The organism is Nonomuraea sp. JJY05 (assembly GCF_043496855.1).
Lineage (GTDB): Bacteria > Actinomycetota > Actinomycetes > Streptosporangiales > Streptosporangiaceae > Nonomuraea.
The window spans coordinates 182,503-204,965 of sequence record NZ_JBIEIS010000008.1 but is presented as its reverse complement, the minus strand read 5'-3'; the positions used below and the strand labels follow the sequence as shown (position 1 = coordinate 204,965).

Annotated in this window: 23 protein-coding genes; 5 read left to right on the top strand and 18 right to left on the bottom strand. The window is 71.2% G+C overall.

Annotated elements, in window-relative coordinates:
• Window positions 1-12: 12 nt before the first annotated feature.
• Entirely contained in the window at window positions 13-189 is a 177-nt protein-coding gene (locus ACFKCF_RS14265; RefSeq protein WP_394493714.1) for a hypothetical protein, read from the bottom strand.
• A 204-nt stretch (window positions 190-393) separates the two neighbouring features.
• On the opposite strand from ACFKCF_RS14265, the gene ACFKCF_RS14260 reads away from it, so the two are divergent.
• The 3 genes from ACFKCF_RS14260 to ACFKCF_RS14250 all read left to right on the top strand — a co-directional run bounded on the left by ACFKCF_RS14260 (window position 394) and on the right by ACFKCF_RS14250 (window position 3,829).
• The gene (locus tag ACFKCF_RS14260; protein WP_394493712.1) at window positions 394-861 is read left to right on the top strand and encodes an ATP-binding protein; all 468 of its coding nucleotides are present in this window, start codon (window positions 394-396) and stop codon (window positions 859-861) included.
• A gap of 118 nt (window positions 862-979) precedes the next feature.
• Complete coding sequence (locus ACFKCF_RS14255; RefSeq protein ID WP_394493710.1) at window positions 980-2,329, top strand: choice-of-anchor Q domain-containing protein; 1,350 nt, start codon at window positions 980-982, stop codon at window positions 2,327-2,329.
• A gap of 78 nt (window positions 2,330-2,407) precedes the next feature.
• The gene (locus ACFKCF_RS14250) at window positions 2,408-3,829 is read left to right on the top strand and encodes a WGR domain-containing protein (protein ID WP_394493708.1); all 1,422 of its coding nucleotides are present in this window, start codon (window positions 2,408-2,410) and stop codon (window positions 3,827-3,829) included.
• Window positions 3,830-3,832: 3 nt separating this feature from the next.
• On the opposite strand, the gene ACFKCF_RS14245 is transcribed toward ACFKCF_RS14250, so the two are convergent.
• A complete protein-coding gene (locus ACFKCF_RS14245) occupies window positions 3,833-5,200 on the bottom strand; it encodes an MFS transporter (protein WP_394493706.1) in 1,368 nt (455 codons plus the stop codon).
• An 82-nt stretch (window positions 5,201-5,282) separates the two neighbouring features.
• Between ACFKCF_RS14245 and ACFKCF_RS14240 the strand changes: the two genes are divergently transcribed.
• Window positions 5,283-6,266, top strand: coding sequence for an Lrp/AsnC family transcriptional regulator (locus ACFKCF_RS14240; RefSeq protein ID WP_394493705.1), 984 nt, complete (start codon window positions 5,283-5,285; stop codon window positions 6,264-6,266).
• Window positions 6,267-6,281: 15 nt separating this feature from the next.
• Complete coding sequence (locus ACFKCF_RS14235; protein WP_394493703.1) at window positions 6,282-6,947, top strand: polysaccharide lyase beta-sandwich domain-containing protein; 666 nt, start codon at window positions 6,282-6,284, stop codon at window positions 6,945-6,947.
• Here the strand turns inward: ACFKCF_RS14235 and ACFKCF_RS14230 are convergent.
• The 16 genes from ACFKCF_RS14230 to ACFKCF_RS14155 all read right to left on the bottom strand — a co-directional run bounded on the left by ACFKCF_RS14230 (window position 6,944) and on the right by ACFKCF_RS14155 (window position 22,336).
• Window positions 6,944-7,699 carry an ATP-binding cassette domain-containing protein gene (locus tag ACFKCF_RS14230; protein ID WP_394493701.1) on the bottom strand — a complete coding sequence of 252 codons (756 nt, stop codon included), beginning with the start codon at window positions 7,697-7,699 and terminating at the stop codon, window positions 6,944-6,946. The genes ACFKCF_RS14235 and ACFKCF_RS14230 overlap by 4 nt on opposite strands.
• Window positions 7,696-8,664, bottom strand: coding sequence for an ABC transporter permease (locus ACFKCF_RS14225; RefSeq protein WP_394493699.1), 969 nt, complete (start codon window positions 8,662-8,664; stop codon window positions 7,696-7,698). The genes ACFKCF_RS14230 and ACFKCF_RS14225 overlap by 4 nt, the downstream gene beginning before the upstream one ends.
• Window positions 8,657-9,805, bottom strand: a complete 1,149-nt coding sequence (locus ACFKCF_RS14220; protein ID WP_394493969.1) for a sugar ABC transporter substrate-binding protein — start codon at window positions 9,803-9,805, stop codon at window positions 8,657-8,659. Before ACFKCF_RS14220 ends, ACFKCF_RS14225 begins: the two co-directional genes overlap by 8 nt.
• A 98-nt stretch (window positions 9,806-9,903) precedes the next feature.
• Window positions 9,904-11,973: a prolyl oligopeptidase family serine peptidase gene (locus ACFKCF_RS14215; RefSeq protein ID WP_394493697.1), complete on the bottom strand. Its 2,070-nt coding sequence runs from the start codon at window positions 11,971-11,973 to the stop codon at window positions 9,904-9,906.
• Between the two features lie 3 nt (window positions 11,974-11,976).
• On the bottom strand, window positions 11,977-12,771 hold the full coding sequence (locus tag ACFKCF_RS14210; RefSeq protein ID WP_394493695.1) for a MerR family transcriptional regulator: 795 nt from the start codon (window positions 12,769-12,771) through the stop codon (window positions 11,977-11,979).
• Between the two features lie 43 nt (window positions 12,772-12,814).
• The gene (locus tag ACFKCF_RS14205) at window positions 12,815-13,633 is read right to left on the bottom strand and encodes a patatin-like phospholipase family protein (RefSeq protein ID WP_394493694.1); all 819 of its coding nucleotides are present in this window, start codon (window positions 13,631-13,633) and stop codon (window positions 12,815-12,817) included.
• A gap of 61 nt (window positions 13,634-13,694) precedes the next feature.
• On the bottom strand, window positions 13,695-14,504 hold the full coding sequence (locus ACFKCF_RS14200) for an alpha/beta fold hydrolase (RefSeq protein WP_394493692.1): 810 nt from the start codon (window positions 14,502-14,504) through the stop codon (window positions 13,695-13,697).
• Between the two features lie 54 nt (window positions 14,505-14,558).
• Window positions 14,559-15,722: a hypothetical protein gene (locus tag ACFKCF_RS14195; RefSeq protein WP_394493690.1), complete on the bottom strand. Its 1,164-nt coding sequence runs from the start codon at window positions 15,720-15,722 to the stop codon at window positions 14,559-14,561.
• The gene (locus tag ACFKCF_RS14190) at window positions 15,719-16,186 is read right to left on the bottom strand and encodes a sigma-70 family RNA polymerase sigma factor (protein ID WP_394493688.1); all 468 of its coding nucleotides are present in this window, start codon (window positions 16,184-16,186) and stop codon (window positions 15,719-15,721) included. Before ACFKCF_RS14190 ends, ACFKCF_RS14195 begins: the two co-directional genes overlap by 4 nt.
• Window positions 16,187-16,240: 54 nt before the next feature.
• Window positions 16,241-17,239 (bottom strand): DUF418 domain-containing protein, encoded by a 999-nt coding sequence (locus ACFKCF_RS14185; protein ID WP_394493686.1) that lies wholly within the window; start codon window positions 17,237-17,239, stop codon window positions 16,241-16,243.
• Between the two features lie 85 nt (window positions 17,240-17,324).
• Entirely contained in the window at window positions 17,325-18,008 is a 684-nt protein-coding gene (locus ACFKCF_RS14180; RefSeq protein ID WP_394493684.1) for a DUF4097 family beta strand repeat-containing protein, read from the bottom strand.
• Window positions 18,009-18,115: 107 nt separating this feature from the next.
• Window positions 18,116-19,015: a cation diffusion facilitator family transporter gene (locus ACFKCF_RS14175; protein ID WP_394493682.1), complete on the bottom strand. Its 900-nt coding sequence runs from the start codon at window positions 19,013-19,015 to the stop codon at window positions 18,116-18,118.
• Window positions 19,015-19,431 carry an ArsR/SmtB family transcription factor gene (locus ACFKCF_RS14170; RefSeq protein WP_394493680.1) on the bottom strand — a complete coding sequence of 139 codons (417 nt, stop codon included), beginning with the start codon at window positions 19,429-19,431 and terminating at the stop codon, window positions 19,015-19,017. The genes ACFKCF_RS14175 and ACFKCF_RS14170 overlap by 1 nt, the downstream gene beginning before the upstream one ends.
• A gap of 156 nt (window positions 19,432-19,587) precedes the next feature.
• Window positions 19,588-20,337: an SAM-dependent methyltransferase gene (locus tag ACFKCF_RS14165; RefSeq protein WP_394493678.1), complete on the bottom strand. Its 750-nt coding sequence runs from the start codon at window positions 20,335-20,337 to the stop codon at window positions 19,588-19,590.
• Between the two features lie 97 nt (window positions 20,338-20,434).
• Entirely contained in the window at window positions 20,435-21,058 is a 624-nt protein-coding gene (locus tag ACFKCF_RS14160; RefSeq protein ID WP_394493677.1) for a hypothetical protein, read from the bottom strand.
• Between the two features lie 168 nt (window positions 21,059-21,226).
• On the bottom strand, window positions 21,227-22,336 hold the full coding sequence (locus tag ACFKCF_RS14155; protein WP_394493675.1) for a DUF418 domain-containing protein: 1,110 nt from the start codon (window positions 22,334-22,336) through the stop codon (window positions 21,227-21,229).
• Window positions 22,337-22,463: the final 127 nt, after the last annotated feature.

Here is a 22,463-nt window from a genome sequence, read left to right as displayed (position 1 = left end):
AGGAGCCAGTGGTCATGGCCGGACCCACAGGATGTCCTTCAACTCCTTGCCCGCCCTCGACAGCGCCTGCTCCAGCGCATGCATCCCCGCGGGCTTGGGTTTCGGCGGCGGCTCTCCACGCCTGCCCGGCCGTCGGGCGGCGGCGGGGGGCTGGGAGTCGATCTCGGGTGTGTTCTCGTCAGTGCTCATGGCCAAGCCCATACCCGTCGTTTCGGGACGGCGGCTAAAAAGAATTGCGATTTCTCACCGAAGATTCGACCCGAAAGGCCTCCCCGTACGTACAGGTTTCGACGGCCGTGTACGTCGACCCCAAGGCAGGCCCTCTTGTTGAGTGAAACGCGCATCCGCTGTCCCTCTGTCCCGGAAGCCCGGCAAACACAGGAAAGAGATGCCATGACCACGCTGCGATCAGCTCGTCGGAGCCGGATGCAGTACGTGTGGCCACTGCGCGAGGACGTCCGGACGGTCGGCCACGCACGGGCGATCATCCGCGAGGAATTGTCGGCACTCTCCCTTTGTCCGGACCTCGTTGACGACGCCGTCCTCATGGTGAGCGAATTGATCACCAATGCCCTCCTGTACGGCGACGGCCCGTACGAACTGGCCCTGCACATCGACGCGAAAGAGGTCATGTGCGTGGTCGTGGACAGCAGTCCGCTGCTGCCGGAGCCCGCCCCGCCGGACGTGCGGGCCGAGCACGGGCGGGGGCTGCGGATCATCGCCAGGCTCTCCGACGGGTTCTACGGCTGCCATCCCCAGCGCTACGTCACCCACCCCGATCTTGTCGGCAAGGCCACCTGGTTCGCGCTGCCGCGCAGCGGGGCGCCCGGCAACGTGGTGCCGATCAGGGCCGGGACCTAAACGTCCGATTTGAGTCAGGAAAAATCGGGACTTTCCGACTAAATCCAGTTAATGTGTCAGCCGCAAGCCGGGGATGATCTTCGTCGTGTGACGAAGCCCCGGCAGTTCTGGAGGCTGAATGTCTGACTGGAACCTGCGGACCGGCGCGACCACGGCGGCGCTCGCGCTCATCGCCACCACGCTCGCCACGACAGTGACCACGGGCACCGCGTCGGCGGCCGCCGGCGTCTTCTACGTGGACTCCGTCAACGGCAACGACTCCGCCCTGGGCACCACGGAGGCCACCGCGTGGAAAACCCTCACCAAGGCCACGGCGGTGAAGCTGGACCCTGGCTCCAAGCTGCTGCTGAAGCGCGGCAGCAGGTGGAAGGGGCAGCAACTCGCGATCACCGAGTCGGGCAACGCACAGGCTCCGATCGTCGTGGACACCTACGGCACGAGCACCGCCAAACCGATCATCTCCGGGGACAACGAGGCGTGCGTGAGCCTCGACGGCTCCCACATCGAGGTCTACAACCTGCAGGTGGGAGTGCCCCAGGACGACGGCCGCTGTTCGTGGGCCGGCGTGAAGGTGACGGGCAACGACAACGTCGTCGAGCGCAACTACATCACGGGCGCCGCGGCCGGGGTCTACATCGCCCCGAAGGCGCAACGTAACGCGGTGACGGCCAACGACTTCGTCGACAACAACTTCATGAGCAAGAACACCGAGGAGCCGACCAACGACGACTCGGGCGCGTTCGCGATCCTCGTCCAGGGCGACAACTCCGACATCGGCTGGAACGAGTTCCGCGGCTCGATCGCGACCAGCCATGACTACGGGCTGGACGGCGCGGCCGTGGAGATCTTCCTCGGCTCCGAAAACCGCATCCACCACAACATCTCGGTGGACAACGAGACCTTCACCGAGCTCGGCACCAGCAAGGGCGTCGACGAGAACGGCAACCCCGAGGACCCCGACGGCACCTCGGGCAACATTTTCGAGTACAACGTCATCACCGGCCCCAAGACCGGCGCGGCCCTCGTCACCCGCGGCCCGCAGGAGCCCGGGGAGGACCCCGACCCGAACGGACCCGTGCTGGGCACGGTGTTCCGCAACAACTCCGTGTACCTGCCCCAGGCGGGCTCCCAGGGTGTCGTCTGCGACGCCGGCTGCACCAACGCACACCTGTCGATGTCGCAGAACATCATCCAGGTCACGGCCAAGACCGCCTACGGCCCGAACGTCACCGACAGCCACCACAACGTGTTCTTCGGCGCAGCGCAGCACCAGATGGGCGGCCACGACAACGTCGAGGCCGATCCGCTGTTCGACCTGTCGAACACCGCGAACCCGCTGAGCCTGCGTGCCGGGAGCCCGGCCATCGACTTCGGGATCACCAAGTTCAGCGACAGCGACGTGACGGGCCGGGCGATCGACGGCAGCGACGGCGCGGTCGACGCCGGAGCGTACGAGTACGACAAGTAAGTCCCTGCGATTTGTCGCCGCCGTCCTCTACTGTCCGGGGCAAGTGATCAGTCCCGGCAAATCAGGAGAAGTGCGGACATGACCTATCTGGAGCTGTCAGAGGACGGCGGCGGATCGCACAAGTTCTACGACGTGAGCGTGGCGGGCACCCGCGTCACGATCACCTACGGACGCATCGGCGAGCCCGGCCAGACCAAGGTCACCGACTTCCCCACCGTGGCCAAGGCCCAGGCCGCGGCCGCCAAGAAGATCGGCGAGAAGACCCGCAAGGGGTACGCCCCGGCGGTCCGCGGGGTGCGCCAGCGCCGGGCCGTCACCCGCCGGGCCATCGCCAGCACCCGGTCGACCGCCCAGCAGGCGCCGGTCCTGTGGCGCTTCGACAGCGGGGCGTCGGCGTTCGGCATCTTCGTGGACGAGGAGCGCTGCTGGGTCGGCAACCAGCACGGCGACGTCTACACCGTCACCCACTCCGGCACCGTGACCGGCCGCTTCAAGCTGCCCGACGGCGTCAAGTGCATCGTGGCCGACGACTTCTGGATCTACGCGGGCTGCGACGACGGCCGCGTGTACGACCTGAGCGGCAAGGTGCCGAGGTCCGCGTACGAGATCGCCGCCGACGTGGACATCTACTGGCTCGACATCCACGACGGCGTGCTCGGCGTCTCCGACCGCGCCGGCGGGGTCACCACGATCGACTACGAGGACGAGTTCCAGTGGTCGCGCGGCGTCGCCGGCGACTCGGCCTGGATGGTCAGGTGCGACGAGGACTCGGTCTACCACGGGCACTCGAAGGGCGTGGCCCGCTACGACGTCCAGGACGGGACGCCCGTCTGGCAGACCGCCCTCGGCGAGCAGGTGCTGTTCGGCTGGCAGGAGGCGCACTCCGTCTACGCGGGCACCGCCCGCGGCTCCGTGGGCCGCGTGATCCGCCTGGCCAAGGGCGACGGCCGGATCGAGGCCGCCTACCAGTGCGACGGCGCCGTCTACTCCTGCGCCACCTCGCCGGGCGGCCGCCACGTCTTCGCCGGTGACAACCACTCGTCGGTCTACTGCTTCGACGCCTCCGGCGAGCGGCTGTGGAAGCTCGCCACCGGCTTCGGCTCCGCGTTCTCCATGCAGTTCCTGGACGACCGCCTCTACATCGTCACCACCGACGGCTCGCTGGCCTGCATCGACGCGAGCGAGGCGGCCATCGCCGCGGCCCGCGTGGGCACCGTGCCGCAGCCGCTCGACGTCAAGGCGGCCGCGTCGCTTCAGGTGGTCGAGCCGTCGGTGACGCTGGAGACCACCACCGACGCGGGCGACGGCGTGGTGGTGGAGTGCTTCCAGGAGGGCGAGCGGCTGCGGGTCCGCGTGGTCAGCCCCGGCTACGAGTCGTGGAACGTGCAGTTCCCCAAGGACATCCGGGAGGCCGGAGCCCGCTACCGCGTCGACGGCGTGCGCTCCGCCGGCCGGGGCGGCTTCTACCGCGCGTACGGGGACATCCGCCGCCTCCTCTGACGCTCACGTGGCTCTCGCCGGGCGGACGGTCGCCAGGACCAGGAGCCCTGCCGCCAGGCCGGTGACGGCGCTCGCCCGGTAGACGTCGTCGAGCGCGGCGTGCGGGGCCAGGCCGTCCTGGTACAGGATGCCGAACACGGCGACGCCGAGCGCGTACCCGAGCTGCCTGACCGTGTTGACGGTGCCCGCGGCCATGCCCGCGCGGTGCGGCGGGGCGTAGGCCATGGCGGCCGAGCTCAGCGACGGGATGGCCAGTCCCACGCCCACGCCCGTGACGATCAGGCCGGGCACCAGCGCGGTCCACGAGGAGTCCGCGTCGAGCGTGCCCTGGAGGAAGGCGCCCGCGCCGATCAGCAGCAGCCCGCCGCCGATCGCCGCCCTCGGGGACAGCCGGGGGAGGAGCCGGGCGGCGGCGACCGAGGTCACCAGGGAGGCGAGGGCCATCGGCGACAGCGCCAGGCCGGCCATCATGGGGCCGAGCCGGAGGTCCTGCTGCAGCCAGAGCGAGGTGAACGCGAGACAGGCGAACGCCGCCGGCACCAGCAGCATGGCCCCGGCCATGATCCCGCTGAACGACCGGTCCGCGAAGAGCCTGAGGTCCAGCATGGGGTGGTCGCCGCGCGTCTCGATGACGCCGAACACCGCGAGCGCCGCCGCCGCCGCGGCCAGCGGCACGAGCGTCCGCGCCGACGTCCAGCCGTGCTGCCCGACCTCGATGAGCCCGTACGTGAGCGCGCCCGCCGCCACCGTGAACGTCACCATGCCCGGCCAGTCGAGCCGCCCCTTGCCGGGCCGGCGCGACTCCTCGACCGTGCGCAGGGTCAGCCAGACGGCACCAAGGCTGATGGGCAGGTTCACCAGGAAGATGGCCCGCCAGTGCAGGTGCTCGGTGAGCAGGCCGCCTAGCACGGGGGCGACGGCCGCGGCGGCCCCGCTGACGCCGCCCCACACGCCGAACGCGATGCCGCGCCGCCTGCCGTGATAGGTGGCGCTGACCAGGGCCAGGGTCGTGGCCATCATGGCGGCCCCGCCCGCGCCCTGGACCACGCGGGCGGCCAGCAGCACGCCGCCGCTGGGCGCCAGCCCGCAGGCCAGCGAGGCCAGTGCGAACACGATCAGCGCCCACAGATAGACCCTGCGCTGCCCCGCGTGATCGGCGAAGGAACCGGCGGCTAGCAGCAGGGCGGCCAGGGCCAGCGCGTAGCCGTCCAGCAGCCACTGGGTGCCGGTGAAGGACATGTGGAGGTCGTCGATGATGTCGGGGAGCGCGACCATCACGATGGTCACGTCGACGAGGAGCATGAAGGCGCCGGTGCACGCGGCCACCAGCGGCCACCAGCCGGTCCTCGTCGCTGCGGAGGTCTGGGTCATGGTGGATAAGGTCGGGCCTGCATGGGGATATTCGCCAGCGGATGCGGCACTTCTGGCGGTTTTCCCCGCGAGCTAGCCTGTCATGGTGAAAAACATCGCGCTGGACGAAGTGGACCGAGGGCTCCTGCACGCGCTGCAGGTGGACGGGCGGGCCTCGTTCAGCCGCATCGGTGAGGTGCTCGGCGTGTCCGACCAGCGGGTGGCCCGCCGCTACCGGCGGCTGCGCGCCGGCGGCACCGTACGCGTGGTCGGGGCGGTGAACGGGCGGCGGCTCGGCTTCGAGTCGTGGTCCATCAGGTTGCGGTGCACGCCCGACGCGGCGGTCTCGATCGCCGAGGCGCTGGCGCGGCGCTCCGACACCTTCTGGGTGCACCTGCTGTCCGGCGGCACCGAGATCTCCTGCACCACGATCCAGCGCACGGCGAAGGAGCGCCAGTCGCTGCTGCTGGGCAGGCTCGCCAAGACCGACCGCGTGCTGTCGGTGACGGCGCACCGGACCCTGCACATGTTCGTCGGCGGGCGGGTCGGCTGGGCCGGGCTGGCCGCGCTCTCCCCCGAGCAGGTGGCGGCCATCGAGGAGGGGCGGACGTTCGCCCGTCACGCCGAGGGCGAGGAGATCACGCTGGGCCCCGGTGACGACGTCCTGCTGGAGGCGCTGTCGCGGGACGGCCGGGCGCCCTACGCGGACCTCGCGGCGGTGACGGGCTGGTCCGAGTCGACGGTCCGGCGCCGGGTGGAGCAGCTCTACGGGGCGGGGGCGCTCTTCTTCCACCTCGACGTGATGCCCGTGCTGCTGGGCCGGCGGGTGGAGGCGCAGCTGTGGATGTCGGTGCCGCCGGCCGAGCTGGACGCCACCGGGCGGGCGCTGGCCGGGCACCCGGAGGTCGCGTACGTCGGCGCGACGACCGGCCCGGCCAACCTGATGGCCAACGTCGTGTGCCGCGACGACGCGGCGTTCTACCGCTACCTGACCGAGAGCCTGGGCGCGCTGCCCGCGATCGGGCGCATCGAGACCGCGCCGATCATCAGGACCGTGAAGCGGTTCGGGGCGGTGCTCCCGCTCTGACCCGATAATCGAGGCGTGCAACGGCCAACCAGGCGCTCGTTCCTCCGGCTCGGCGGCGTGACCGCGGCCGGGGCGCTGGGCGCGCTGGTGCCCGCCGGCCCCGCGCACACCCCGGACGACTCCTTCCTTCGCTTACGCCGCCGCTGGCGGGAGGTCACGGTGGGCGGCGGGTACGACCCGGCCGCCGAGCCGTACTGGACCTGGCTGGCCAGGCTGGGCAGGACGGCCGCCCGCCACCGCGACACCATGGCCCCCGGCCGCGCCTGGCTCTGGCCCGACCAGGCGTTCCCCTCCTTCGTGACCACGCCGCGGCGGTTGCGGGCCATGGCGCAGGCGTACGTGCTGGAGGGCACCGGACTGACCGGCGACGCAGGACTGGCGGCGGCGGTCGCGGAGGGCGTGGACCACTACCGGCGGAGCGTGCTCGCCAACACCGACCGCCTGCAGGCCGTCCACGTGCCCTCGCTGGGCCTCACCGCGGCCAACTTCTGGGACGCCGGGACCGTGGCCGGCCTGACCGCCTCGGCCCCGTGCGCGGTGCTGGTGCGCGGGGACGCGCTGACCGTGTCGGACCCCCGGCGCGACCTCGACGAGCTGACCGTCACGTGGGCGGGGGAGAGGTTCACCTTCGACGGCCTGGCCGGCCGGGAGGGCGCGTCCACGACCGTGCGGCTGCGCTAGGGAGCGCCGCCGCGCGCCCTGCGGTACTCCTGCACGACCAGGTCCGTGAGCTCCTGGAGCGAGGTGTCCGCGGTGGGCTTGTCGAACGTGATCGTGCCGTGCTGGAGCAGGTTGACCCGGTCGCACACCTCCAGGATCTGGGCGTAGTTGTGCGCGATGATCACGATGGACACCTCGCCGCGCGCCTTCAGGTCGCTGACCAGGTCGAGGATCAGCGCGCCCTCCTTGGCGCCCATCGCGGCCAGCGGCTCGTCGAGCAGCAGGATCCGCGAGCGCGAGTAGACCGAGCGGGCGACCGCGATGGCCTGCCGCTGGCCTCCCGACAGCTTGGCGACCTCGACGTCCACCGACGGGACGCGCACTCCCATGGCGTCCAGGTGCTCGGTGGCCAGGCGGCGCATGCGCCGGTTGCTCAGCAGCCGCGCGAACCCGACGTGCTCCCGGCCCAGGAACATGTTGTGGTAGACGCTGAGCTCGTTGATGAGCGCGAGGTCCTGGTAGACGATGTCGATCCCGAGCGACCTGGCCTGGCGCACCGACTTGAGCGCCACCTCCTCGCCGTCGAGCAGGATCCGGCCCGAGTCCGGCTGGTGGAACCCGCACAGGAGCTTGACCAGCGTCGACTTGCCCGCGCCGTTGTCGCCGATCAGGCCGAGCACCTCGCCCCGGCTCAGGGTGAGGCTGACGTCCCGCAGCGCGGTCACCGCCCCGAACCGCTTGGACAGCGACTCGGTACGCAGGACCTCGGTCATGTCCGTCCCGCCCTTCGCAGCCGGGTCAGGGAGACGTTCGCGATCATGGAGAGCAGGATCGCGCCGCCCAGGATGAGGAAGTAGGGGTTGGCGGAGATGCCGATGAGGTTCATGCCGTTCTGCAGGACGGCCAGGACGAGGGCCCCGATGGCGCCGCCGACGATCGTCCCGGAGCCGCCGGCCAGCGCCGTGCCGCCGATCACGGCGGCCGACACCGCGGTGAACATCAGGCCGGTGCCGCCGCCGATGTTCGGGTCGATGGTGTGGATCCGGAACGCCTCAATCAACCCGGCGAACGCCCCCAGAGTCCCGCCAGTCATGAAATTTCCGATTTTGATGCGGGTGGTGCGTACGCCCGCCTCCGACGCCCCCAGCGGATTGCCCCCGACCGCGATCGTGTGCAACCCCCACCTGGTACGCGTCAGCAGCACGTGCAGAACGGCCACGATCACCGCGGCCCACGCCAGGTGAGCCCACGGGAAGGCGCCCAGCCACGACCCGATCGTCCCGTCCACCGCGGCGGGGATCTCGGCCGGGTAGGCGTGCGACGTGGTGAGCACGATGCCGGTCACCGCGTAGAAGGTGCCCAGCGTCGTCACGAACGACGGCACCCGCAGCACCACGGTCACGAACCCGTTCGCGAACCCGATCGCGGTCCCGGTCAGCAGCGCCAGCAGGATCGCCGGCAGCGCCGGGAACCCCCAGAAGTCGATCGCGTAGTGCATCATGAACGGCGCCAGCGCCGCCACCACGCCGACCGAAAGGTCGATCTCCCCGCTGACCAGCAGCAGCACGGTCCCGCACGCGACGATGGCCGTGGGCGCGGCGGCCTGGGTGATGTTGACCAGGTTGTCCCTGGTCAGGAAGACGTCCGTGACCGACATGAAGTACAGCCCCAGAGCGATCGCCACCACCAGGACGCCGGCCTCCCGGTGCTTCAGGAACTCCTCGCGGATCCTACGCATGGGCGATGGCGCCCGAACGTTCCACCAGCTTCTGCGCGGTGTCGGAGCCCTCGAAGCGCGTCTTGGTCGTCTGGTACGGGCCTACGTTGTCCTTCGTCACGAACAGCAGGCCCGTGTTCGTCTCGGAGGGGAAGAGCAGCCCGCCGGACAGCTTGTAGAGGTAGAGGTAGAGCACCGGCAGGAAGCCCTGCAGGTAGGGCTGCTGGTCGATGGTGTAGTCGAGGTCGCCGTTCTTGATGGCGGCCAGCGTCTCGGGCACCAGGTCGAAGCCGCCGGCCACCTTGAGGCCCTTGCTCCGCATGTTGTACTTCTTGACCGTCTGCCCGATCGACTGGGTGGAGCCCGCGTCCACGGCCAGCATGCCGGCCAGGTTGGCGTGGCCCTGGGCGTAGGCGTCGATGATCGACAGGCCCTTGGTGACGTCGGCGTTCGTGCCTACCGGGGTGAACTTGATGGGCTTGCCCGAGTCCTTGAACGCCTGCTGCGCGCCGTCGATCCTGGGCTGGATGTTCAGCGCCCCCGGGGTGGCGATGAAGCCGGCGACCTCGCCCGACTCCACCTGCTGCAGCGCGCGCTGACCGAGGGCGTAGCCGGACTCGTACAGGCCCTGCCCGACGTAGGCCAGCCGGCTGGTGCCCTTGTCGTCACGGGAGCCGTCCGCGTTGTACGACACCACGGGGATGCCCGCGTCCAGCGCCCGGTTCACCGGGTCGCGGAAGGCCGCCTTGTCCACGACGGCCACGGCTAACCCGTCGGCCTTGGCCGAGATGGCGGTGTTGCACGCGTTGACCATCTCGGCCACGATCGAGTCCTTCGAGCCCGTCCACTGGAACTCGGTGCCGAGCAGCGCGCACGCGTCCTGGGCACCGTACTGGGTGGGCGTGAAGAACGGGTTCGTGGTGACGTGACAGACCAGCACGAACTTCCACTTGGGCGTGGCGGGGAAGTCGCCGGGCGCCGCCGCCCCGGCGGCGCCGCTCGTGGCGGGCTTGTCCTGGCTGGACGTGCATGCCGCCAGCAGTGCGGAGGCCGCGGCCGACGCGCTGGCCAGCCCGGCGCCGGTGAGCAGGCGCCGCCTGGCGACCGGGGTCAGCTTGAGGGTGTCTACCGCTTCTTCTACCTTGGGGTGGATCTTCTTCATCTGCACGACCTCGTTCCTTGCGGATCGGTGGTGCGCGGCCCATCGACCGTCTCGTGAATCGCCCCCTTCAGCCAGTGAACTCCTTGATGCCGGTCATGTCAGGACACGGTTTGGCGAACGTCGTCGCCCGGGCGAAGGCCCAGCTCGCGCATGACGAAGGCCAGCCAGTCCGTCTGCTGGGCGACGATCGTGCTCCAGTTCGTGCCCCCGTGCCCGGCGTCCGGCCAGACGCGCAGCAGGACCGGGTGGGAGGCGGTGGTGGCGGCCTGGACTCTGGCGGCGAACTTGCGGGAGTGCCAGGCCGGGCAGCGGGGGTCGTTCGCGCCCGTGTCCAGCAGGATCGCCGGGTACGCCGTGCCGGGCCGCACGTTGTGGTACGGCGAGTAGGCCATCAGCACGGGCGCGTCGGCCGGGTCGCCGGGGTTGCCGTACTCGGGCAGGGTGGCGGCGGCTCCCACCGGGTCGTGGACCACGCGCATCAGGTCCAGCTTCGGAGCGACGCAGACCACCGCCCGCCACAGGTCGGGGCGCTGGGTCGCGGCCACGGCCGCGAGCAGCCCGCCGTTGGAGGCGCCCTGGAAGGCCAGCCGGTCCGGGGCGGTGACCCCGTCGGCGATCAGCCGGTCGGCGATGGCGTACAGGTCGTCGAAGGAGTTCTGCTTGGCGTGCAGGCGGCCGGCCTCCCACCACTCCAGGCCGAACTCGCCGCCGCCGCGCACGTGGGCGTGCGCGTAGATCCCGCCCGCCTCGACGAACGCGGCCAGGGGACCGAGGTACGAGGCCAGTTCCGCGACGTTGAAGCCGCCGTACGCGTGGAGCAGCGTCGGCCGCGGCCCGGTGCGGTCCAGATCGGCCCGGTGGACCAGCGTGCAGGGGACGCGCGTGCCGTCCTTGGAGGTGGCCCACACGCGGGTGGTGACCAGCCCGGACAGGCTGTGCCCGCCGCCCTGCAGGGCGGTCAGGGTCCCCGACTCCAGCTCGTAGTGGTAGACGGTGGGCACCTGTGTGTAGGAGGTGTAGCCGAAGGCGATGGCGTCCTCGCAGCCGACGACCTGGTCCATCACGCCGAGCGCGACCACTCCCTGGGCCACCGAGCTGACCGAGCCGGGGCCGGGCAGGGGGACCTCGGCCAGCTCCTTGCCGTTCAGGTCGAGGATCCGGACGCGGGAGACGGTGTCCACCAGCTCGCCGATCACCAGCCGGTCGCCCACCGGGGTCACGCCGGTCAGCACCGCGTCGCCGCCGGGCACCAGCTCGGTCCAGGTGTCCTGGTCGCCGGGGGTGTCGAGGGGGATGCGCACCAGGCGGCCGCGCGGGGCGCCGGCCGTGGTGACGCACACGTACGCGTCGCCGACGATCTCGCCCTTGTAGAGGTGTTCGGCGTCGGTGACGAACTCCCGCCACGCCCGGCCCGAGCCGTCCAGCCGGGCCAGGAAGTGCGGCCGGGGCCTGAGATGGTCGACCTGGAGCAGCGCCCAGCGCCCGTCGGCGGAGATCTTCGGGATGGCGAACATGTGCGGGATGTCCAGCGGCTCCGGCTCCGTGGGCGGCTCCTCCCCGAGCCGGTGGAAGAACAGCCGCCAGCGCAGTGGCCCCGCGGCCGTCTCGTTGGCCATGTAGAAGAAGCCGCTGCTGTCAGGCAGCCACGCCACCAGGCCGGGCCGCTGCTGGGGCACGCCGTCCAGCAGCACCTTCCCGGTGTCGATCTCGATCACCTTGAGCACGGGGAGCTCGTGGCCGGCCGCGTCCAGCGAGTACGCCAGGAGCCGCCCGTCCGGCGACGGCTTGGGGGACATCCTCAGCGGCGTGCCGTCGGACAGCTCGTTGAGGTCGATCACGGTACGCCAGAGCCCGGTGGGCGCGTCGGCCACCTCCAGGACCATCAGCTCGCGCCCGTCGGGGATCCGGCCGCTGAACCAGCGGGGCCCGTGCCGGACGGGGACCACCAGGTTGCGCGCGTCCATCTGCTCGACCAGCTCGCCGACCCTGGCCGCGAGCGCGCCGTGGTGCGGCCAGCCGTGGATCCAGGACCTGGCCAGCTCGTCCTGGGCCGCCTGCCAGGCCAGGACGTCCTCGCCGTCCTCCTCCAGCCACTGGTAGGGGTCGTCGAACGCCAGCCCGCCGACCTCGTTGGGCTCGAGGCGTACCGGCGTGTCGGGATAGCGCATGCGTCACTCTCCGCTCTCGCGCGCGTTCCTGGCGCGCTGGAGGTAGTCGATGACGGCGGGCAGGTCGCCCGCCTCCAGCCAGTCGATCTGGCGGCTGATCTCCGCGCTGACCCCGGCGCTGTTGTCACGCCACAGCGCCATGCCCGCGGCGGTGAGCTTTTCCTGGACCCGCTCGTCGCCGGGCTGCAGCGCGGCGGTCATGGCCTCCCAGCGGGCGGAGATCGCCTGCACTCTGGGGTCATCGACGGGCGTGCCCGCGAGGAGGAGCTCCCGGATCTCGCGGAGGAGCTCCAGCCATTCGGCCCGCAGTCCCGCCAGCCGCTCCTCGCCCAGCTCCACCCGCCGCCTGGCCAGGTGGTCGCGGAGCTCCTGGGCGAAGTACGTCTCGTACACCGAGACCATTTCGAGCGCGGCCATGAACTGCTCGGCGTCGGGCATGACCGACTTGTCCAGCAGCCACATGAGGCCGCTGATCTGCGCCTTCAGCTGCTCCAGCCGGGTGGACTGGATCTCGATCTCGGCGAGCTGCGCGCCGAGCAGGTCACGCAGCGTCCCCATGTCGTCCTCGGGCCTGTTCAGGACCTCGGCGATCTCTTCCAATGACAGCCCGAGGCCGCGCAGCGCGCGCACCCGGTAGAGCCGTCGCAGATCCGCCTCGGTGTAGCGGCGATGTCCGGACGCCGTCCGCTCGCCGGGCCTGACCAGGCCGATCTCGTCGTAGTGGTAGAGCGTCCTGACGGTCACCCCGGAGGCTTTGGCCAGCTCCCCGATCGTCCATCGACGCGCGTCTTCGCTCACGCACCCGACCGTAGAACCTCCCGTGGCGGGAGGTTCAAGCCGTTTACTCCCAGAGCGCCGCCACCCGGGCGACCGCAGTGCGGCCCTGGGCGTATCCGGCCCGGGCACTGGGCGTGCGTACCTCCGGGGCGAGCGGGTCGGTCCCGAAGGCGGCCAGCGAGTCGGCGTCCGGCTCGATCACCTCGACCCGGCCGTCGAGCGCGGCCCAGGAGGGCTCGCCGACGTCGGGCATCGGGGCCAGCACCAGCACCCGGTCGAAGCCGGCCGCGAGGTCGGAGTTGGTGCTCGTACGCACGCCGCCGTCCATGTAGCGGAGCCCGTCGATCGTCACGCACGGCCACACGCCGGGCACCGCGCAGCTGGCCGCCACCGCGTCCACCAGCCCCACCCCGGACCCGGGCTCGAACAGCCGGGTCTCGCCGCTGAGCGTCTCGACCGCCACGATCACCACGTCACGCCGCGGCCACTCGTGCACGGGCAGCCGGGCCTCGATCACCTCGCGCCGCCTGCCCTCGCTGATCGTGTCGGCGGCCAGCGCCAGCGCGCCGATCTTCCGCCGCTGCTCGACGGGGTCGGAGGTGCTCTCGTAGACCTCCTGGAGCTTCGCCCAGATCTCTTCCAGCCGCACCCCACTGGGCAGCTCGAGCGTCTGGAGCGCGGGATCGACCTGCCGCTCCAGCAGCGCGGAGAGCGGCAGCCCGCTGGTGATCTGGGCGGCGACCGCCGAGCCCGCCGACGTGCCGACGATGCGGTCGGCCCCTGTCACGTCCACACCGCCGTCGGCGAGCGCCGCCAGCACACCCGTCGCCCACGCGATCCCGGCGACCCCGCCGCCACCCAGCACCAGTGCCCGCTTGCTCATCGGCCCTCCTCATAGGGGTTTCCTCCACCCCAACGCCCGGGCCTGCGGGCGTCTTCCGATCTCAGCCGGCGAGCACCTTGCGCAGCACCGCGGCGAACTCCTCGGTCCTGCCGATGAAGCCGCCGTGGTCGCCGGGGAACTCCGTCGGAGGCGTGCCCAGCAGCTCGGCCAGCGCCACGGACGTCCGGTACGTGACCAGCCCGCCGGACTCGTCGCCGATGCCCACCACGACCCGGGCCGGGGCGGCCTTCAGCGCGGCGACGTCGGGCACGTAGCGGGTGGTGCCGCGCAGCTCGTGGGCGAAGAAACGGGCGCTGTCGGCCAGCATCTGCTCCGTCGGCTCCCCGGGAGGCCCGGCCGGGACGCCCTCGTCGCCCTGGTCGAACCCGGCGGTGGCCATGAACTTGGCGAAGGCCGCCCAGACGCCGTCCCGGTGGTAGGTCGCGATGATGTCCTCGGTCGCGGCACGCTGTTCGGCGGCGTCGGGGAGCAGCTCCAGCGAGGGCGGCTCGTGCGCGACGAGCGTACGGACCCGGCCGGGGTGCCGGGCCACCAGCGCCAGGCCGGTCACGGCGCCGCCGCTGCTGCCGAACACGTCGGCGGTCCCGGCGCCCAGGGCGTCCAGGAGCAGGGCCAGGTCGTCGGCCCGCAGCTCGGGGGTGGAGTCCTGGGTTGGGTCGTCGAGCACGCTGCCCGAGATGCCCCGCGGGTCGTGGGTGACCACCGTGTAGTCGCCCGCCATCGCCTCGGCCAGCGGCGCGAAGTCGGCCGCGGCCATCGGCGCCCCCGTGATCACCAGCACCGGGCCGGCGCCGCGGACCTCGTAGCGCAGGCGTCCACCCGGGATGGCGAGGGTGCGCGTGGTCGTCATGGGTACCTCCAGTCGTTTCACCGTCGTCGATATGACTCCCTCCGCCGGCGAAACTCATCGGCCGATGGCGGCCAGATCGACGAGGACTTGGGTGCCGCGTCCCGTCTGGAACCAGGCGATGCCGTCCTGCAGGTGAACGGTGGTGCGCGTCGAGGTCTGGAACAGCAGGCCGGTGCGTCCCGTGGCGAGGTCGTGCACGCCGATCGGCTGCTTTCCGCCGGACGGCCGCTGGCGGAGCAGGACGAAGCGGCCCGAGTGGATCTCCCCGGAGGCGGCCCCCGGCAGCCTCCGCAGGCCCGTGCCGTCGCGCCGCCACGCCTCGACGCCGTTGAAGCACCACGTCACCCCGCAGTCGGCCCACGACGGTCGCCCGGCGGGAGGGGTCACGCCCCTGCGCTCGCCGGTGAGCAGGTTCTTCAGGTGCTCCACGGGACGAGGGCTGGGGTCGCCCACCAGGCTGTCGTTTCGGGGCGTCCCGGCCCAGGGCCATTCGACCAGGCTGTACCCCTTCGTCCCGTCGATCAAAGTCGCCTTACCGCCCTTCAGCGGGGCCCGGTAGACGCCGCCCTCGTCGGGCGACCACACGACCAGGCCGTCCGCGACGGCCAGGCGGCCGATCCCCAAGGTCATGTTGTCGCGGGTGACCGTGGCGCGATCCGAGGCGATCCGCCGGGGGACTCCGCCCGTGACCGGCACCGTCCAGACCTCCTTCATACGGCCGCTGAACGCCGACCACGCCAGGTGACCGTCGCCGAAGACCAGCGGGTGGTTGCCCACGTCCTCCCTCCTGAGCCGCGCGATCCTGGCGAACGTCCGCTTGTCCAGGTCGTACGACCAGATCTCGCAAGGCCGGTTCTCGGGGTACACCCGTCCCACCACGACCCGGTCGCTGACGAACACGTCCGGCATGAACCCCCCGCCTCCCGGTCCCTTGGCCGGGATCTCGTGTACGGCGCCCGGCCACACCTGCTCGACGGGGGCCACCGAAGTGTCGGGGGTCGGCCGGACCGCCGGAGCGGGTGACGTGACCGTACGGGTGACCACGACGGTGGCCGCCACCACGATCAGGATCGCGGCCGCCACCGCCAGCGGCGCCCACCACCTCGCGACGGACGACCGCTCGCGCGGCGCGGGCAGCCGGCGGGGTCGCCCGTCGTCGCGCACGGTGCCGGCCTTGGCGGCCAGCGCGTCCCTGAGGCGTTCCTCGATGCCGGTCATGCCTTGCCTCCCAGTTCGCGCTGGAGCCGGTCCAGGGCCCTGGAGGCGGTGGACCGCACGGTGCTCTGCCTGACGCGCGTCGCCTTCGCGATCTCGGCGTCGGAAAGATCGAGGTAGTAACGCAGCACGAGGACCTCGCGCTGCCGCCTGGGCAGCCGGGCCAGCGCGTCGAGCATCTCCTGGCGCGACTCTCCCAGCAGCGCGGCCGTCTCCGCCGAGTCCATCGGCTCGCCCGGCCCGCCCAGCGGCGCCCGGGCGGCCACGCCGCGCCTGCGCAGGACCGAGCGGGAGGCGTTCAGCACGCAGACGCGGACGTACGCCAGGGTGAGCTGCTCGGGGCGTCTGCCGTGCAACCTGGAGAAGACGTCCTGTACGACGTCCTCGGCGCTCTCCCGGTCGCCGACGAGCAGGAGGGCCAGGCGCACCAGGGCGAGCCAGTGCTCGCGATACAGACTCGCCAGCACCGCCTCGGGTCCTGGCGGCGCGGACACTCGAGCGACTGTCTCACCGTTCATGCCTTAGGAACGCGCACCCTCCCCGATCCGCTGCATCGCCGGGCGGCGCAGCCAGGTGGCCCAGCGCCAGAGCCACTCCATGGGGCCGTACCGGAAGCGGCGCAGCCAGACGGTGGAGATCAGCCACTGGCCCGCGAGGATCGCCCCGGCGATCAGCAGCACCGTCGTCACCGGCCAGGTCTCCGGCGGGCCGGCCACGAACCGGGAGATCGCCATGACGAGGACCGTGGCGGACAGGTAGTTGGTCAGCGCCATCCGGCCCAGCGGGGCGAAGACGGCCTGCAGGACCGGCCGGAGCGGCGTCCTGAGCAGGACCAGCAGGCCGCACACGTACACGCCCGCCATCAGCAGCCCGCCGACGGCGAGCGATTCGTCCTGCGCGCGGGCCTGCAGCCACAGGGTGGCCGCCGCACCGGCCGCGAAGAGCACGGTCAGCGCCACGGGGGCGGACCGCTCGATCCGGTCGATCACCCCGTAGCGGGTCAGCGCGGAGCCGGCCAGGAACAGCCCTGGGACCAGCGCGGTCCCGCCGCCGGAGGCCAGCGCCGCGGCGAGGAACACGACGGCGAGGCCGCCCACGGCCCAGCGCGGCAGCCAGGTCGAGGGCAGGAGCACCACCAGGCCGACGACGGCGTAGATCGTCAGGATGTCGCCCCGCCAGAGCGCGAACATGTGCACCAGGCCGATCGCGAGCAGCACGAGGAGCCGGCGCAGCAGGAGCAGCCGCGGGCTGGAGGTGCGCCCTGCCGCCGACTCCAGGAGCAGCGAGAAGCCGATGCCGAACAGCAGCGAGAAGATCGGGAAGAACCGCTGCTCGACCAGCAGCCCCATCCACATCGTGCCAGGGGTCCGCACCGTGTTCTGGACGGCGACGAGGGCGTCGCCGACGTGGGCGATCGGCTGGACGTTGGCCAGGAGGATCCCGCAGAGCGCGAAGCCGCGTATGACGTCGAGCGCGCCGATCCGCGCCCTTCTTCGGGAATCGGGATTTTCGGGTGGCATGACGCCTCATCCTGCGGGCCTCATGCCGGTGCCGCTTCGGTCGAAAGCAGGGTTCGCGACAGTACTTTCGGCCGGTCGTCCGGCCTCAGGGGGTGACGACCGCCAGGTCGCCGGAGTCGCTGGAAAGCTCGATCGACCGCGGTGCCGAGGCGTCGGTGGCCGCCGTGATGTCCTTGGCGCCGGAGTCGGTCTTGGCGATCACGTTGTACGGCCCCTGCGGCACGCGGACGCGGATCGCGCCCGAGTCGGAGGAGCTCACGACCTTGTCAGGCTGCGCGGTGAAGGCGAGTTCGACGTCCCCCGAGTCGGTCTCGGTGATGACCCGCTTGCCCGACAGCCCGCTGGCCTCGATCACGCCCGAGTCGCTGCGGACGTCCACCTCCCCGGACAGGCCTTTGAGCGTCATGTCCCCGGAGTCGGAGCTGATCTTGACGCGGAGTCCCTTGGGGACCTCCACCTTGTAGTTCACGTCGCAGGACGTGCCTCCGCTGCCCAACCCCCAGGTGCGGGGGCACTTGAACGTCAGGGCGAGCGTGTCGCCCTGCACCTCGTGGCTGGTCTCCGGCTTGTTCTTGCGCCAGACGAGATGCTCGGTCACGTGAATGCCCTGGCGGTCCGACTCCACCACCTCGACGGTGCCGGAGTCGGAGCCGATCCTGAGGCCGGCCACCTTGTCGGTGACGTCGTAGGACTTGGTGTCCTCATCGAGGGGGCCACCGAGGCCGCACCCGGTTAACACCGCCGCGACCCCTAGCAGCCCTGCGATCATGCCCACTCTCTTCATGCCCATAACGCCCAAGTCTGGTTCACCGGGCCCTGCCCGGGCGTCGGGGAGTTCCCTGAGACGTCCCTGAAGAGCCCCTCAGGGACAGGTGGTCACCAGCCGAGCTCGTCGCAGCCGGTGTGGTCGGCGGGCTCGACCTGCAGGGTCGCGTGGGCCACGCCGTGGCGGCGGAGCAGCAGCTCGCGGGCCTGGTCCAGGATGGCGTGGTGGTTCTCGGGGTCGACGGTGACCAGGTGGGCGGTGGCGACGTTCATGCCGGAGGTGAGGGTCCACAGGTGCAGGTCGTGCACGTCGCGTACGCCTTCGAGCGCCGCGAGGTCGGCCGCCACCGCGGCCGCGTCCATGCCCTCGGGCACGTGCTGCCCCAGCACCGCGAAGACCTGACGGCCGAGGGAGACCGCGCGCAGGGCGACGAAGACGCCGATGGCGAGGGCGACGACGGTGTCCCAGAACGTCTGACCGGTGGCCGCGATCAGCCAGCCGGCCACGATGACGCCGACGGACCCGGCCGTATCGGCCACGACCTCCAGGTAGGCGCCCTTGACGTTGAGGCTCTCGCTGGCCCCGGCACGCAGCAGCAACAGGGCGACGAGGTTGACGACCAGGCCGATGCCGCCGACGACGAGCATCGGGCCGGAGGAGACCTCCGCGGGTCCGCCGATCCGCCCGATGGCCTCGGCGACCACGTACAGCGCGACGCCGAGCATCATGATCACGGCCAGCAGGGACGCGAACACCTCGGCCCGGTAGGAGCCGTAGCTGCGCCTCCCCGTGGCGTCCGGCCGGGTGGCGATGCGGGTGGCCACCAGGGCGGCGCCCAGGGTGACGACGTCGGCGGCCATGTGCCCGGCGTCCGACATCAGCGCCAGCGAGCCGGAGATCAGGCCGTAGACCAGCTCGACCACGAAGTACGAACCGATCAGGACGAAGGAGACCGTCAGCCGCCACCGGTGCCGGGCACCCGCGTGCCCGTGTCCGTGCCCGGCGCCCATCAGTCGGCCCCTTCCCGTTCGGGGTGGATGGCCTCGGTGTGCTCTGTGTGGGCGAGCGCCAGGTCGAGCAGCATGCGTACGTGGGGATCGTCCAGCCGGTAGTACGCCATCCGCCCGGCGCGCCGGGCGACGACGATGCGGTGGGCGCGCAGCAGCCGAAGCGCGTGGGAGACCGCGGACTCGCTCTGGCCGGTGACCGCCGCCAGGTCGCACACGCACAGCTCTCCGTCCAGCAGCGCCACCAGCAGCCGCAGCCGGTTCGGATCGGACAGCAGGCCGAAGATGTCGGCGGTGTCGGCCAGATCGTCGGCCGCCGGCATCCGCTCGCACACGGCGGCGACCCGGTCGGGGTCGACCACCCGGACCGCGCAGCCGTCCGCTGACAGGACGACTCGCTCACTTGAAGAGCTATTCATATAAGCAACGATAGCCCGCGAGGTGATCCCTCCGTCAAGTTTCTCCGCGCGCCCCCGTTCAAAACTGGCCGCAGAAAGGGCTTCGGCCCGGCCTCGAACACGAGACCGGGCCGAAGTATGCGCAGCTCAGCGCTGCATCAGGGCTGCATCAGCGGTTCATCGGCGCTTCATGAGGGCGAACACGCCCCAGCCGAGCAGCTGCCGCTGGAAGCGGATGTAGCGCATCGGCGCGTGCGACAGCTCGGCGCGCAGTTCGGGCGCGAGCTCGTCGTCGGGGTTGGCGTCCAGCCAGGTACGCAGGTTGCGCCACTGGGCGGCGTAGTAGCGGTCCCAGCTGTCCTCGTTGGCGAGCACCATCTCGACGACGTCGTACCCGAGCCCGTCGACCACCTCGAAGATGTCGGTCAGCGTCCCGAAGTCGTCGCGCGAGGACGCGTGGCACGCCTCGACGGCCTCCTGGCTGGGCGGCTCGGCGCGCCAGAACACCTCGCCGATCAGCATCGTGCCGCCGGGACGCAGGCTGCGCTCCAGCAGCGCGACCGTGCCGGCGGTCCCGTCGCCGATCCATGTCGCGCCGATGCACGCCGCGACGTCGACCGGCTCGCCCGACACGTACGTGGAGGCGTCCCCGTGCGTGAACGTCAGCCGCTCGCCGACGCCGAGGTCGGCGGCGCGCTGCCGGGCGGCGGCGAGGAAGGAGGTGCTGATGTCGACACCGGTGCCGGTGATCCCGTGATCGCGGGACCAGGTGCTCAACAGCTCACCCTTGCCGCAGCACAGATCGAGCACGGTGTCGCCGGGCCGCAGCCCGATCGCCGCGCCGACCGTGGCCAGCTTGTCAGGGGTGAACGGGTTGAGGATCCGGTGGCTGCTCTCCCGGATGGTGAAGCTACGTGGCAGATCCAAGATCGTGAGTCCTTACGTGTGATGGCTGGTTTGCAGGGACGGTCAGCTCATCGACACGCATAAAGCAACTCCTCCGTCACGAGATGGTGATCGGACCCTAGCCTTCCGCGGATTCCGGCGGCAACCGAATTTCCTCGTGCGCATCCAGCAGATCGAGGTAGCCCTGAACGGCCTCCCACAGGTGGTGCTCGGGGTAGCGTCCCAGGCTGCGGTGCCGCCGGCGCCACTGCCGGTCCCAGTACGAGTCGCGTACGGCGCGCAGGTGGTCCAGCGCCGCCTGCAACTCCCCGGCCACCCGGGCGGGCTCCTCCTGGGGCCGGGACGTCACCTCGCGCAGCCGGTCGAAGCGGCGCTCGGCCAGCGCGTCGAGCACGTCCTGCTCGGGCCCGTCCAGCGACCAGAACCGCACCGGGTCGTGGATGCGATGGTTCTCCACCGGATCCAGGTGGGAGCGCCACCAGTACGCGACGCCGCCCTGGTCCAGCCGCAGGAAGTCGACCAGCCAGGCGGTGCCGGGCGGGTGCGAGCCCCAGGTCACCTCCTCCGGCGGGAGGTTCAGCACCAGGACGATCTCGAGGTGATCGATGGGGTCGGCGCCCGTGAGCAGGTCTCCGAAGACGTGTGCCGCGCGCAGGAAGGGTTCGTCGGCCGGCACGCGGCGGGTCTGGTCGCAGGCCAGGGCGAGCTGCCGCAGCCTCTCCACCGCTCGCCGGTAGCGCATGCTCCGCCCACCTCCCTGTCCCGGATCCGCGACCCAGCGTACGGGCTCCCCACCCTGCTACAACCGCCCCTCCGCCAGCCACCCCCTCCCGCCAGCCGTCCCGCTGGCGTCAGCCGTCCCCTCCCGTCAGCTGCCTCGGCCCGGTCGTCCGCGCCTTGCCGTTGGTCGTCACGGGCGTCGTGTCAGGGCCGGTGCCTGGTAGGCCCATTGCCAGGCCAGCTCCAGCGGCCCGCGGCTGAACCGGCGCAGCCACAGCGACGACAGCACCATGAACAGTGCGCAGATCCCGCCCCACGCCACCGGCACCCACCAGGGCCGCAGCGCGTCGAACCGATCCGCCAGCCCCAGGCCCCAGCCGTAACAGAGGACGCTGGCCGCCAGGTTCTGGAAGACGTAGCAGGACAGCGCCATCCGCCCGACGTCCGTGATCCCCTTCCTGAGCACGCCCGGAGCGCCCCGCATGCCGAGCACGATCGAGGTGATCAGCCCCAGCAGACCCAGGGCGACCAGCGGCGCCAGGAGGTAGCGGTCGACGGCGAACCAGGCCGGGCCCGCGAAGGAGGTGGCCAGGTTCAGCGGCACACCGATGCCGAGGCCGACGACGATCAGCTTCCTCCGCAGGCCCGCCCCGTGCTCCTCGAAGACGCCCGCGCGCAGCAGGCGGGCGCCGAGCAGGAACAGGACTATGCCCATGGGGACGATGAACACCAGCTCCGCGCGGAAGACGGGGACATGCCGCAGGCGGAAGGCGACCTGGTCGAGCCAGCCGTCCTGAGGGTAGAACGGGGTGCCGCCGCCGGCCGGTGCCGCCATCAGGGCCGCCGTGATCAAGGCCACCATAGTGACGTGCACCGCTCCCGCGGCGACCATCCAGGCGGTGACCGCCCGGCGGCTCCTGCCCACCAGGTACGCCACGATCATGGAGGTGATCGCGTACCCCATCAGCACGTCGAACTCGAAGACCAGGACGTAGTGCAGTGCCCCCTCGGCGAACAGCAGCGTCGCGCGCCAGAGATACCTGCCCGGCCACGTGAGCCCGCGCCGGACCGCGCTGCGGTACTGCAACTCCAGGCCGACGCCGAAGAGCAGGGTCAGCAGCCCGAGGAACTTGCCGTTGGACAGGAACCGCAGGAACGTCTCCACCACCCCGGAGCCGCCGCCGAACTGAAGGAACTCGGCGGGCCCGCCCGGCGCGGTGAAGATCCAGATGTTCGTGCCGAGCGTGCCCATGATGGCCACGCCGCGTAACACGTCAAGCGCGTCGATACGTCTGGTCACACCATCAAGCCTGGTGGCGGAGGAGCCCGTCCCCGTCGTCCCGCCGGGCGAAATGGGCCGTACATCGATCGATGTATGGCTTTACATCTTTGGTCAATCCTCGGAGGAGGGAGACGGGCGATGGAGT